Here is a 14,441-nt window from a genome sequence, read left to right on the forward strand (position 1 = left end):
TCTTCTAAAATATGTAATTTAAAGATCCTCTAAACAGAGTAACCTCTTCATCCTTATTTATTTTTTATCATTAATCTTACTTTGACATTTTCTACAAATGCCAAAAAATTTAACACTATGATCTATTATCTTAAATCCATAAGATCTTTCTACTTCTTCTTCAAGTTCATCTAATAAATCATCTTGTACTTCAATAACACTTTTACACTCATTGCAAACTAAGTGATGGTGTCTATGACCCTCATCTTTACGAACTAATTCATATCTACTACATCCATCATCTAAGTCTAGCTTACAAATAACTCCTAACTCCTCTAATAAGATTATAGTTCTATATACCGTAGCTAAGCCAATTTCAGGGCAACTTTTTTTAACTTCATCATAAATCTCTTCAGCCGTTAAATGTTCACCCTCTTTTTCTATTATAGTATCAACAATAGCTCTTCTTTGAGGCGTCAATTTATATCCTTTTTGTTTTAAATCCTCTTTTAGTACATTAAAATCTATACTACTTGATTGTTCCACAGACAACACACCCCTTTCTATATTTATTTATCTATCTAAAACTATTATTCTTCAGAAAAAATAGTATCATATGCTTCTTGAACTGCTGCAAGTTCTACTTCATCATCTATAGGAATTAGTAGATCATCACCATCTTCATCTACTCCTACCTTTAATGCAAATATATCATCTTCAGTATAATTATCATCATATACTATAACATATTCACTTTTTTCCTCTGTATCTGGATTTACCATATCAAAAAATGCAACAACATTTAATTTCACTAAATTTCCATCTTCATCGTATAATTCTAATTGTTTTAAATCTTTATCCATAAAAATACTCCTTTTTATAATTGTAATTTTTACCTTATTACTTGTCAATAATAACTTTCAATTGATAGTTAATTATTACTTAATACTTATTCTATCTAAGTATCCTTGTAATATATATGTAGCCGCAATTTTATCCACTATTTTTTTTCTCTTACTTCTTGATAAATCTGCTTCTAACATAGCTTTATGGGCTGCTACTGTTGTTAATCTTTCATCCCACATTTCAATTTTTAAACCTGTAAAACTTTTTATTTGTTCAGAAAACTCTAAAACTCTTTCTCCTGATTCACCTATAGTCCCATTCATATTTTTGGGAAGTCCAATTACTATAGTTTCTACCGAATACTCTTTGCATAGCTTTTCTATTTCTTCCAAATCTTGCTCTTTTTTACTTCTTCTTATAGTTGTTATTCCTTGAGCAGTCCATCCTAATGGATCACTTATAGCTACTCCAATAGTTTTTGATCCTATATCTAAGCCCAATATTCTCATACTTTTCTCCTTAAATATTAAAGAGTGCCCGAATAAACGGGCACTCTTTATTTTATTTCTAAATAAGATTTTATAACTTCCTCAAGAATTTCATCTCTTTCAAGTTTTCTTAGTAAAGCTCTTGCTCCGTTGTAGCTTGTAATGTAAGAAGGGTCCCCTGAAATAAGATATCCAACTAGCTGGTTAACTGGATTATAACCTTTCTCCTGTAACGCATTATAAACATCTGTTAATATAGATTTAGTTAAATCTTCTTTGTTGATGTTTAAGTCAAATTGCATTGTTGCATCTAAGTTATTGTTCATACAACTGCTGCTAATTGCAGCACACCCCCTTACTTCTATTTAGTTAATATTTCCTAGTAATAGTATTCCATATTTTAAAAATTCTATACAAGGTTTCTTCTATTAACTATATTATAAACTATAAAACTATAAAAGTACACTATTTTACTAAAGATTCTACTACTGAGTAAGTTTTTTCTACTGCTGTTTTAATATTTTCCGGATTCTTACCACCAGCTTGAGCCATATCTGGTCTTCCTCCACCACCGCCTCCAACAATAGAAGCTACTTCTTTAATTATCTTGCCACAGTGCACTCCCTTATCTAGTACATCCTTTGTTGACATAGCAATTAAGTTTACTTTTCCACCTACATTACTAAATAACACAACCACACCACTAGAAAGCTTATTTCTTACTTTATCACCAAGATCTCTTAAAGAATTTCCATCAATTCCTTCCACAGCATAAGCTGCCACCTTAACTCCATTTATCTCTTTAACTGAAGATAAGATTTCATCTTCAACGCCAGAAGCTAATTTACTCTTAAGTTCTAAAATTTCTTTTTCTTTATCCTTAATTTCAGTGCCTTGAGAAATTATCTTTTTAAGTACATCCCTTTCGCTACATTTTAATACATTACATGCTTCCTTTAATAACCTTTGTTTTTCTTCCATGTATTTTATTGCATTTATACCACTAATCGCTTCTATTCTTCTAATTCCAGCAGCAACACCAGCCTCTGAAACTATCTTGAATAAGCCAATTTCTCCTGAATTATGAACATGTGTACCACCACAAAGTTCTTTCGAAAACTCTCCTACACTTACAACTCTTACTTTATCACCATATTTGTCATCAAACAAAGCCATAGCTCCTGAATTTTTAGCTTCATCTAAAGTCATGAGATCTGTATCTACAGAAAATACTTCCATTATTTTTCTATTAACTAAATCTTCTAATTTATTAATTTCTTCTTCAGTTAATGCTGTAAAATGAGTAAAGTCAAATCTTAACCTTTCATCATCAACATATGAACCAGCTTGATTTACATGTTTTCCAACTATTTGTTTTAATGCTTCATGTAACATATGAGTTGCAGTATGATTTTTTTCAATATTGCTTCTTCTTACAACATCTATTTTAAGAATTGCATCTTCATTTACTTTGATACTACCTTCATTCACTTTAACGTAATGAACAGTTTTTCCACCTACATTTTTCTTAGTATCATAAACATAAGCTTCTCCTGAAGCTGTTTTAATAATACCCTTATCTCCTACTTGACCACCCATCTCAGCATAAAATGGTGTTTTTTCAGTTACTATATATCCTTTTTCACCATTTGATAATTCACCTACAAAGTCATTATCATTAGCTAAAATAATAATTTTAGAATCTACCTCAATATTACTGTATCCAACGAATTCGGTATTTATTGAAGATTCAATCTTATTTATTGGGCTTTCATCACTACCCATGTAAGTTGATTCTCCTCTAGCATTTCTAGCTCTTTGTCTTTGTTCTTCCATTTCCTTTTTAAATGATTCATAATCAACCTTCATACCTTTTTCTTCTAATATTTCCTCAGTTAATTCTATTGGAAAACCATATGTATCATATAACTTGAAGGCATTTTCTCCCTTTAATATATTTTCATTTGAAGATTTCATTTCTTGAATATAATCATTTAAAATGTTCATTCCTGAATCTATAGTTTCATTGAATCTTTCTTCTTCTAAAGAAATTATTTTTTCAATATATTCTTTATTTTCTTTAAGGTTTGGATAAGCATCCCCATAATTTTCAACTACTGATTCAACTATGTCAGTTAAGAATAGTCCTTTAATACCTAATAATCTTCCATGTCTAGCTGCTCTTCTTAACAATCTTCTTAATACATAGCCTCTACCTTCATTACTCGGTTGAACCCCATCTGATATAAGCATAGTTACAGATTTTACATGGTCTGTAATTATCCTTAAAGAAATATCTTTTTCAGAGGATTCTCCATATTTAACTCCTGAAAGTTCTGATACTTTATTTAATATATTTTTAACAGTATCTATTTCAAATATATTGTCTACACCTTGCATTATTGTTGCTATTCTTTCAAGCCCCATTCCTGTATCTATATTAGGATTAGCTAATTTATTATAATTTCCTTCTTCATCTTTATCAAATTGTGTAAACACTAAGTTCCAAAATTCTACAACTCTATCTTCATCACTAGCTTTAATAAAGTCATCAACATTTGTAATAACTCCTTCGCCTCTATCGAAGTGAATTTCTGTGCAAGGTCCACATGGTCCAACTCCTATTTCCCAGAAGTTATCATCTTTTCCTAATCTAAAAATTCTTTTTGGATCCACATCAGTTTTCTTACACCATATATCAAAGGCTTCATCATCTTCTAAATAGATAGTTACATATAATTTATCCTTTGGGATTTGTAAAGTTTCAGTTATAAACTCCCAAGCCCAAGGAATTATTTCTTCTTTAAAATAATCTCCAAAAGAGAAATTTCCAAGCATTTCAAAGAAAGTACCATGTCTTGATGTTTTACCTACATTTTCAATATCACCAGTTCTTATACATTTTTGACATGTAGTAATTCTTTTTCTTGGTGGCTCTTGTAAACCTGTAAAATATGGTTTAAGCGGTGCCATACCTGCATTTATTAATAATAATGATTTATCATTTTTAGGCACTAGAGGAAAACTCTCTAATCTTAAGTGCTCTTTTGATTCAAAAAATCTTAAATAAGCTTCTCTAAGCTCATTAGTTCCCATGAATTTCATAATCTTACCTCCATTTAATTACTTTCTAAAATAAAAAAAGTTTCCATCCCTATAGAAAAGGGACGAAAACATATATTCCGCGGTACCACCCTAATTATGCATAAATGCATCACTTAGTCAAATATAGCTCCAAGATAGCTTCAATATATTATGTAAGAAGTTTTCAGCATCCACTTCCTCTCTGAATACATAGGGTATATTTACTCATTCTCATCAACGCTAGATATAAAATTTTACTATATTTTAATGAAATTATAATTTATTTATTAAAATATGTCAATTATTTATTTTAGAATAAATAATCATTAATATCCTCATATATAACTTTAATTATTACAGCAACTGGTACTATAATAATCATTCCAATAAATCCACCAAGTTTTTCACCAATCAAAAGCAAAATTATAATAATAATTGGATGCATATTAGTACTATCACCAGTTATCTTAGGTGATAATATATTACCTTCTATTTGCTGAATTATAAACATTACTACTAATGTCCATAAAGCCTTATTAGGTGACTCCATAAGTGCAATAAGTATTGCAGGTATTCCACCAATTATAGGCCCAAAATAAGGAATTATATTAAATATCCCATTAAATATTCCAAGTATTAAAGAAAATTTAACTCTTAATACAAATAAAGATATAGTTGTTAATATTCCTATAATTAAAGACAATAATAATTGACTTATTATATATCTAGCTAATACTTTATCTATGTGAGTAATTACCTTCTTAGCTATTACTCTCTTATCTGTTGGAAGGATTAACATTAACTTATTAAAAATAAGTTCTCCATCCACTAAAAAGTAGTATGTTACAATAGGAATAATAGCCATCGATATTATGCTCTCTAATAATGTCATTAAGTTATCTAACATGTTATTAGAAAAGGTTCTTAGCAAAATATTAGTTTCATCACTTATTCTTCCGTAGATACTTTGAAAAAAAGCAATATTATCTATATTAAATTTTTTTGCCATTGCTTCTACATACTCATCTACATTATCTAACACACTTCCAAAATTATAACTTTCTCTTAAAATAGAAGGGATTACTATATAAAAAAATAAAACAATTGTAAATAAAATACTAGATATAATTATAAGAGATGCAGTCTTTTTTTTCATTTTGAACTTATCGCTTAGTATATCTCTCAAAGGCTTTAATGCATATGCAAGAATGAAACTTATAAATATTATATTTACTATGCTATTTAACGTTTTTACTTTTAAGTATAAAATTAGTATAAAAATAAATAGCAAAGCTACTATAATGTACTTTAATACCTTCTTACTTTTATTACCAACTAGCATGTTTTATTCTTTCTTGGCATACTTTGAAACTTAACTTCATTGTTACCAAAATACAAAATAAAATCTTCTCCTAATATGCATTCTTTCAAAAGAAGTATTTCTTTACCTTTTACTATTCTATCAAAAATACCAGAACTAACAATTAATCCTTTAATAGATAAATCTTTCCTGTTAATTATTAAATCTTCTAAAACTCCTCTAATTATATTCTTTTTATCTTTCACATCTATATCTTTTATGCTTTTAAATGCTATCCCTTCTTTTGTATTAAGCTCTCTAATTATCATAACATCTTCAATAGTTATAATATCCTTAACCTTAATAAAATTTTTTTTACTAAACAACAAATAATTTGATAATAAAAAACCTTTAATTATTCCTTTATTAAAATCTATATAAATATCATCGATTATACCTAAATACTTCCCCCTAATATCATAAACTCTTAGCAAATAAAAATCTTTAGTTTTTAACATGCTATTTTCTCCCTTCTATAAACCATAGAGTTATTATTTCCTAAAGCAACAAAAAAAATTCCTATATACTAAATATATAGGAATTTTTTATTATAAGATACTTTCTATTATCCCGCCACCAACTACTGTATTTCCATCATAAAATACTACTGATTGACCTTTAGTAATTGCTCTTTGCTTATCTTTAAATGAAACTTTAATTTTCCCATTTTCGAGTGGAGAAATTATTGCTTCAGCAGGTTTAGCTGAGTATCTTACCTTAGCTGTAATACTCATCTCTTCATTTAAGTTATCAAAAGGAATAAAATTAACATCCTTAGCTACTAAATCAGTTTTAAATATATCCTCTTCTGGTCCAAGAACCACTTCATTTGTATTAGGAATTATATCTGTAACAAAAACAGGTCTTCCTAAAGCTATACCCAAGCCTTTTCTTTGACCTATTGTATAATATACTATACCTTTATGCTTTCCTAGTACATTACCATTTTTATCAACGAAGTTTCCTTCATTAACTTTATTTGGCTTAACTAAAGAAATATACTTACCGTGATTATTATCTGGTATAAAACATATTTCCTCACTATCTTTTTTATTATGGACTGCAAGACCAATTTCCTTAGCAATTTCCCTAATTTTATCCTTTGTATAATCTCCACAAGGCATTAATGTTTGACTTAATTGTTCTTGAGTAAAATTATATAAAGCATAGGTTTGATCTTTTCTATCATCATCTGCCTTAATTAAAAGATATCTACCATCTTCATTTTTTTCAATTTTAGCATAATGACCTGTAGCCACATAATCTGCTCCAATCCCCTTAGCTCTTCTCAAGAACTCATCAAATTTTATATGTTTATTACATGCTATACATGGATTAGGAGTTTTTCCTTCAATATATTCTTGAACAAAATAATCTATTACTTTTTCCTTGAAGGATTCTTTAAAGTTAAGTACATAAAAAGGAATACCTATCTTATCAGCAACTCTTCTTGCGTCCTCAACTGATGAAAGGGAGCAACAGCCACCTTCTCTTTCAACATAATCTTCATCTTCATCATCAAAATGCTTCATAGTTACGCCTATTACATCGTAACCTTGCTCTTTTAAAAGGTAGGCAGCGACAGAGCTATCTACTCCACCACTCATACCTACTACTACTTTTTTTTTCATATTACTTCCTATTCTTCTCCATGAACATGATCATGAATATCATCATGTTCTTCGAAGTCCCAAAGCTCTAAGCCTGTATTTTTTCTATAATCATTAATAGCTTTATGTATTGCCTCTTCTGCTAATACAGAACAGTGCATCTTTACAGGTGGAAGTCCGTCTAAAGCTTCAGCAACAGCCTTATTTGATAACTCCCATGCTTCTTCTACTGTTTTTCCTTTAATTAATTCTGTTGCCATTGATGATGAAGCAATAGCAGATCCACATCCAAAGGTTTTGAATTTAACATCTTTAATTATGTTATCTTCAATTTTTAAATAAACCTTCATTATATCTCCACATTTAGCATTACCAACTTCTCCAACGCCATTTGCATCTTCAATTTCTCCTACATTTCTTGGATTTCTAAAATGATCCATTACCTTATCGCTGTACATCATAGTATTTTTCTCCCTTCTTAATAAAGTCTTCCCATAACGGAGACATATTTCTTAATCTTTCGATAATTGGTGGTACAACTTCTAAGACATAATCTACATCTTCTTCAGTTGATCCATCACCTAAAGTTAATCTTAATGATCCATGAGCTAACTCATGAGGTAATCCAATTGCTAATAATACATGAGATGGATCTAATGATCCTGAAGTACAAGCACTTCCACTTGAAGCACATACTCCTTCAAAATCTAAAGATAAAAGTATTGACTCTCCTTCTATAAATTCAAATGTAATGTTAGAATTACCAGGTAGTCTCTTATCACCTCTAGGTCCATTTAATCTAGTATGAGGTACCTTTAATAATCCATCTATTAATTTATCTCTAAGAATAGTTAATCTTTTATTATGTTCCTCTAAGTTATCTGTTGCAAGTTCAATAGCCTTTCCAAGTCCTACTATTGAAGCTGTATTTTCAGTTCCAGCTCTTCTAGCTCTTTCTTGGCCACCACCATGTATTAAGTTATCTATTCTTACGCCTTTTCTTATATAAAGTGCTCCTATACCTTTAGGTCCATATATTTTATGTCCTGCTAAAGACAATAAATCAATATTCATCTCTTTAACATCTATAGGAATATTTCCTACTGCTTGAACTGCATCTGTATGGAAAAGTACTTTTCTTTCTCTACAAATTTCTCCTATTTCTTTTACTGGCTGAATAGTTCCAATTTCGTTATTAGCAAACATAATTGAAACTAAAATAGTTTTATCAGTTATAGCATTTTTAAGTTCTTCTAAATCTATGAAACCTTCTTTATCTACATTTAAATAAGTCACTTCAAAACCTTGCTTTTCTAAATACTCGCAAGTATGTAGAACTGCATGATGTTCGATTTTAGTAGTTATTATGTGATTTCCTTTTTTTCTATGAGCTGAGGCTATTCCCTTAATAGCCCAGTTATCAGCTTCTGAGCCACCACCTGTAAAGTAAACCTCATTTTGATCACAATTTAACGCCTTTGCAACTCTTCCTCTAGCCTTATCTATAGCCATTTTTGTTTCTCTTGAAATACCATAAAAAGATGATGGATTTCCATACTTTTCAGTAAAGAATGGCATCATTTCATCTAAAACTTCTGGTTTAACAAAAGTTGTTGCTGCATAGTCCATATACACGTTTTTCATCTTTACTCGCTCCTCTTTACTAATTTAATTGATTCGCCTTCAAACTTCAATCTATTATAATCATCTACTATATCTTGAAGCGTGATGCTTTCCATTACTTCATCAATGCTATTTTTTATTTTTTCCCATAGCAACCTAGTAGCACAATAATCTATGTTATCACATTCAGAACCTTCAATGCATTCTGCAATTTCAACAGGGCCTTCTAAAACATACATAACATCTGCTACTGTTATATCCTTTGGCGCACTATTTAAAACATATCCACCTTGAGCTCCACGTATACTTTTTATAAGTTTAGCTTTTCTAAGAGGTGAAAATAATTGCTCTAAATAGTATTCAGATATATTTTGTCTTTGAGAGATTGTTTTTATTGAAACGGGGGCATCTCCATAATGCATTGCAAGGTCTACCATAGCCTTGACCCCGTATCTACCTTTAGTAGAAAGCTTCATAATTCTTCCCCCTTTTAATGTTGACCATTTTACTTGTATTTACTTCATATATCTTACCAAACAGCTCTACTATTGTCAATAATATTGATTCCTTCTAAAGCCTTATATTCCCTTATTTTAATATATGGTAATTTAATCTTATTTTTTTATATTTTCCCAATAATTCTTAATACTATTTTCATATTTGTTATTTTGAGGATTATAATATTTAGCTCCTAGCAAATTATCTGGTAAGTATTGCTGACTAATATAGTTATTTTCATAATCATGTGGATATTTATATCCTCCTACCCCTAGATTTCTCGCTCCAGAATAATGCGCATCTTTTAAATGTATTGGAACATCTCCTATATTTTTATTTTCTAAATCTCCCATAGCACTTGTAAGAGCTAAATATGAACTATTTGATTTTGGTAATGTTGCAAGATAAATCACAAGTTCAGATAATATTAACGAAGCTTCAGGAAATCCTACTTTTAAAGCAAGCTCAATTCCTGAATTTATTACTGTTAATGCATTAGGGTGTGCAAGTCCTATATCTTCAGCTGCAATTAAAGAAATCCTTCTTATTATTGCTTGCAAATTACCTGATTTAATAAGTCTTGCTAAGTAGTGAATAGCTGCATCTGGATCACTTCCTCTTATACTTTTATGAAGCGCACTTAAGTAATTATAATATTCATCTCCAGTAGCATCAGCTCTTATATGAGATTGATTTAATCCTTCTATATATTCAATATTTATCTTTTTAATTTTATTAAGTTGAGAATTAATAGCTAACTCTAATATATTATAGGCTTTTCTATAATCCCCTTGAGAAATCTCAGCCATATATCTCAAGACCTCATTTGAATATTCTACTTCAATCCCTTCAGATATTAATCTACTAATGGCATTATCTAATCCTTCTACTATTTCCTCTACACTAAGTGATTGAAACTGAAAAATATTACATCTACTTAATATAGCCTTATGAATTGCAAAATAAGGATTTTCTGTAGTACTTGCTATTAATGTAACCCTTCCATTTTCAATAAATTCTAAAAGTGCTTGCTGTTGCTTCTTACTAAAATGTTGAAGTTCATCAATATAAATAACTACACCATTATAATTAAGTAAACTATCTAAACTATCTGTTATTTCTTGTATATCTTTTACTGATGCAGTAGTAGCATTTAATTTATAAAATTTTTTATCACTATAATTAGCCATAATATTTGCTAGTGTTGTTTTACCAGTTCCAGGGGGCCCATATAATATACAATTAGGAATTCTTTTGCTAATTATTAAATTATATAACGGCTTTCCCTCACCTATAATATTTTTTTGTCCTATGAAATCCTCTAACTTTTGTGGTCTCATAACTTCTGCTAATGGCTTCATTAACATCACTCTTTCCTATAGTTATTTTATTTAAACCCTTCATTTAATTCTCTAGCTTTTTCAAGATCTTCATACTCTTTAAAACTTTCTATATATAACTCTCCATTTCTTTCTTTTAATATAACTTCTACTGGTACATCTTCCCCTATAGCCTCATCACCCTCTTCTTCATCACCATGAGTTTCTAAAGACTTTGCTTCAATATTCAAAAGCAAGCATGCTATATATCTGTCTTGATTTTTTCTTAAACTTACTACTTCGCTTTCATACTTTTTTAACTCTAATTCTCCTATATATAAAGAGTAAAATTCTACATAATTACAAACATAAAAATTTTTTTCACTTATATGTTTCTCCATAGTTTCATCATATCCGTTAGTATATGATAATACTAAATCTATAGTTTCTTTAACTTTACTCTCCTCACTCTTTGTTATAGTATCATTTTCTTCAGTATTTATTACGCCATCATTATCTTGAATATTTGTACTATCTTCACTAGAACTATTGAAACATCCTACCATAAATACTTGTAAAATCATAATTAATATAATTGTTAAAATACTTTTTCTCATACCATCCTCCATAAATTTAATTAAGTATATCTTTGCTAACAAGTTTCTCTTTAAATAATATCATAAAAATGTTAATTCTATGTTTATAAAATATAAAAAAAATAAAGGATGAATTCTCACCCTTTATTTTTTTATATTTTATAATTATTTTTTCTTTGATTCCTTCTTAGTTTCTTTAGTTTTTGGACCTTCATAAGCTCTAACATACATTTCTTTTAATTCACTCATTAATGGATATCTTGGGTTAGCGCCAGTACATTGATCATCAAATGCTTGCTCAACCATTTCATCTAAAGTTTCATAGAACTTAGTTTCTGATACACCAGCTTCTTTAATAGTTTTTGGCATATTAACTTGAGCTTGTAATTTTTCAACTGCTTTTATTAATAATTCAACTTTTTCTTCTTCAGTGCTTCCACCTAAGCCAAGATGATCAGCAATTCTAGCATATCTCCATGCTGCATTTGGATATTTGTATTGAGCAAAAGCAGCTTGCTTAGTTGGTGCATCAGTTGCATTAAATCTTATAACTTCATTCATTAATAATGAGTTTGCCATACCATGTGGTAAGTGATGGAATGCACCTAGCTTATGAGCCATTGAGTGTGTAATTCCTAAGAAAGCATTTGAGAATGCCATACCAGCCATACATGATGCATGAGCCATCTTTTCTCTAGCTTTAACATTAGTTGTTCCTTCATTATATGCATCTGGTAAATATTTAAATACTAATCTAATAGCTTCTAAAGCTAATCCATTTGTATATTCTGAAGCCATTATTGAAACATACGCTTCTATTGAGTGAACTAATACGTCAATTCCTGCACAAGCAGTTAATCCTTTTGGTGAAGTCATCATAAGTTCAGCATCAACTATAGCCATATCTGGAGTTAATTCATAATCTGCAAGTGGATATTTAACTCCTGAAGTTTCATCAGTGATAACAGCAAATGGTGTTACTTCTGAACCTGTTCCTGCTGATGTAGCTATCGAAACCATCATAGCTTTTTCACCCATTGTTGGGAATTTGTATATTCTCTTTCTGATATCCATAAATGTCATAGCCAAATCATGGAAGTTAACTTCTGGATGTTCATACATAACCCACATAATCTTAGCAGCATCCATTGCTGAACCACCACCTAAAGCTATAATAACATCTGGATTAAAGTCTAGCATTTCTTTTGCTCCAGCTCTTGCACATCTAAGTGTTGGATCTGGTTCTACATCTGAGAATATTTTAAATTGTATTCCATTTCTTTCCAATACTTCTGTAACTTTGTTAGTATATCCCATATCAAATAATACTTTATCAGTTACTATAAATGCTTTCTTTTTACCCATATCTTTTAACTCTTCAAGAGCAACTGGTAAACAACCATATTTGAAGTAAACTTTTTCTGGAACTCTAAACCAAAGCATATTTTCTCTCCTTTCAGCTATGCTCTTAATATTAATTAAGTGCTTAGGACCAACATTTTCTGAAACTGAATTTCCTCCCCATGATCCACATCCAAGAGTTAATGATGGTGCTAGTTTAAAGTTAAATATATCACCTATAGCGCCTTGTGATGCTGGCATATTAATTAATGTTCTAGCTGTTTTCATCTTTTCACCGAATTGTAATATTCTATCTCTTGACTTTAGTTGATCTGTATAAAGTATTGAAGTATGCCCCATACCTCCTAATTCTATTAATCTACCTGCTTTTTGTAAAGCTTCTTCATAAGACTTAACTTTATACATAGCTAGAATTGGTGATAACTTTTCATGTGAAAATGGTTCTTCTAATTCTACTGACTCTACTTCCCCAATTAAAACCTTAGTTGAAGCTTCAACCTTAACTCCTGCCATTTCAGCAATTTTATAAGCTGATTGACCAACTATATTAGCATTTAAACCGCCTTTTTCATTTAAAATTACTTTTCTAACCTTATCTACTTCTTCACCCTTTAAGATATAAGCTCCCCTGTCGCTTAATTCTTTTCTAACTTCATCATAAACTTGTTCTAATACTACTAATGATTGTTCTGATGCACAAATAACACCATTATCGAAAGTCTTAGATAAAAGTATTGAGTTTACAGCCATTTTTATATGAGCAGTTTCATCTATAATTGCTGGTGTATTACCTGCTCCAACTCCTAATGCTGGTCTTCCTGATGAATATGCAGCCTTAACCATTGCTGGACCACCTGTTGCTAATATTATATCTGATTCTCTCATTACATTTTGAGATAGTTCTACTGATGGCTCATCTATCCATCCAATAATTCCTTCTGGAGCACCTGCTTTAACTGCCGCTTCTAAAACTATTTTAGCAGCCTCAATTGTAGCTTTCTTAGCTCTTGGGTGAGGAGATATTATAATTGCATTTCTAGTTTTTAAAGCTATTAAAGTTTTGAAAATTGCTGTTGATGTTGGATTTGTTGTTGGAACTATTGCAGCTATAACCCCAATCGGTTCAGCTACTTTAGTAATTCCAAAAGTTTTGTCTTCCTCTAAAACACCACAAGTTTTCATGTCTTTATATTGATTATATATATATTCAGCTGCAAAGTGGTTTTTAATAACCTTATCTTCAACTATTCCCATTCCAGTTTCAGCAACTGCCATTTTAGCTAAATTAATTCTATTATCATTTGCTGCTATCGCTGCTTGTCTGAAAATCTTATCAACTTGTTCTTGAGTATAAGTTGCAAATACTTTTTGAGCCTCTCTTAATTCTTTAATTCTTTGAGTTAATTCTTGTGCATTTGTTACAGCCATTTTAAATCCTCCTAATTTATAAGATTTATATTTTAATAAATTATTTTCTTGACTTGTTAAAATTTGTTTAACTTGATTACAATATCATTTTATTTCATTGTTTATTTTTTGTCAATGTTTTTTGTTAAAAAATTATCATTTCTTTTTTTATTTTTTTCTTTAATCCTTTTTTACTTATTTTTATAGTTATAAAAGCATTATTTGCGTCATTATTTTTTAATTAAATTTGTATTATTTGTTTAATTCGA

General features: G+C 29.7%; 14 protein-coding genes and 1 other annotated feature. All 14 genes read right to left on the reverse strand.

What is annotated here, in order from left to right:
* Window positions 1–57: 57 nt before the first annotated feature.
* The gene (locus ACQPUY_RS10505) at window positions 58–525 is read right to left on the reverse strand and encodes a Fur family transcriptional regulator (protein ID WP_430841177.1); all 468 of its coding nucleotides are present in this window, start codon (window positions 523–525) and stop codon (window positions 58–60) included.
* 44 nt (window positions 526–569) lie between these two features.
* A complete protein-coding gene (locus ACQPUY_RS10510; protein WP_430841178.1) occupies window positions 570–842 on the reverse strand; it encodes a DUF1292 domain-containing protein in 273 nt (90 codons plus the stop codon).
* Between the two features lie 75 nt (window positions 843–917).
* The gene (gene ruvX / locus ACQPUY_RS10515) at window positions 918–1,334 is read right to left on the reverse strand and encodes a Holliday junction resolvase RuvX (RefSeq protein ID WP_430841179.1); all 417 of its coding nucleotides are present in this window, start codon (window positions 1,332–1,334) and stop codon (window positions 918–920) included.
* 47 nt (window positions 1,335–1,381) lie between these two features.
* Window positions 1,382–1,639, reverse strand: a complete 258-nt coding sequence (locus tag ACQPUY_RS10520; protein ID WP_430841180.1) for an IreB family regulatory phosphoprotein — start codon at window positions 1,637–1,639, stop codon at window positions 1,382–1,384.
* Window positions 1,640–1,778: 139 nt separating this feature from the next.
* Complete coding sequence (gene alaS / locus ACQPUY_RS10525) at window positions 1,779–4,418, reverse strand: alanine--tRNA ligase (protein ID WP_430841181.1); 2,640 nt, start codon at window positions 4,416–4,418, stop codon at window positions 1,779–1,781.
* A 55-nt stretch (window positions 4,419–4,473) separates the two neighbouring features.
* Window positions 4,474–4,644, reverse strand: a binding site (T-box leader).
* Between the two features lie 63 nt (window positions 4,645–4,707).
* Window positions 4,708–5,739 carry an AI-2E family transporter gene (locus ACQPUY_RS10530; protein ID WP_430841182.1) on the reverse strand — a complete coding sequence of 344 codons (1,032 nt, stop codon included), beginning with the start codon at window positions 5,737–5,739 and terminating at the stop codon, window positions 4,708–4,710.
* Complete coding sequence (locus ACQPUY_RS10535) at window positions 5,733–6,215, reverse strand: PRC-barrel domain-containing protein (protein ID WP_430841183.1); 483 nt, start codon at window positions 6,213–6,215, stop codon at window positions 5,733–5,735. Before ACQPUY_RS10535 ends, ACQPUY_RS10530 begins: the two co-directional genes overlap by 7 nt.
* 90 nt (window positions 6,216–6,305) lie before the next feature.
* Entirely contained in the window at window positions 6,306–7,388 is a 1,083-nt protein-coding gene (gene mnmA / locus ACQPUY_RS10540) for a tRNA 2-thiouridine(34) synthase MnmA (RefSeq protein WP_430841184.1), read from the reverse strand.
* Window positions 7,389–7,396: 8 nt separating this feature from the next.
* A complete protein-coding gene (gene nifU / locus ACQPUY_RS10545; protein WP_430841185.1) occupies window positions 7,397–7,828 on the reverse strand; it encodes a Fe-S cluster assembly scaffold protein NifU in 432 nt (143 codons plus the stop codon).
* Window positions 7,812–9,011: a cysteine desulfurase NifS gene (gene nifS / locus ACQPUY_RS10550; protein WP_430841186.1), complete on the reverse strand. Its 1,200-nt coding sequence runs from the start codon at window positions 9,009–9,011 to the stop codon at window positions 7,812–7,814. The genes nifU and nifS overlap by 17 nt, the downstream gene beginning before the upstream one ends.
* A 2-nt stretch (window positions 9,012–9,013) precedes the next feature.
* Window positions 9,014–9,466: an RrF2 family transcriptional regulator gene (locus ACQPUY_RS10555; protein ID WP_430841187.1), complete on the reverse strand. Its 453-nt coding sequence runs from the start codon at window positions 9,464–9,466 to the stop codon at window positions 9,014–9,016.
* 138 nt (window positions 9,467–9,604) lie between these two features.
* Complete coding sequence (locus ACQPUY_RS10560; protein WP_430841390.1) at window positions 9,605–10,849, reverse strand: replication-associated recombination protein A; 1,245 nt, start codon at window positions 10,847–10,849, stop codon at window positions 9,605–9,607.
* Between the two features lie 26 nt (window positions 10,850–10,875).
* Window positions 10,876–11,424 (reverse strand): hypothetical protein, encoded by a 549-nt coding sequence (locus ACQPUY_RS10565; protein ID WP_430841188.1) that lies wholly within the window; start codon window positions 11,422–11,424, stop codon window positions 10,876–10,878.
* Window positions 11,425–11,568: 144 nt separating this feature from the next.
* The gene (gene adhE / locus ACQPUY_RS10570) at window positions 11,569–14,193 is read right to left on the reverse strand and encodes a bifunctional acetaldehyde-CoA/alcohol dehydrogenase (protein ID WP_430841189.1); all 2,625 of its coding nucleotides are present in this window, start codon (window positions 14,191–14,193) and stop codon (window positions 11,569–11,571) included.
* Window positions 14,194–14,441 lie beyond the last annotated feature (248 nt).

Origin of the sequence: Clostridium nigeriense (assembly GCF_050585245.1) — a bacterium.
Lineage (GTDB): Bacteria > Bacillota > Clostridia > Clostridiales > Clostridiaceae > Clostridium > Clostridium nigeriense_A.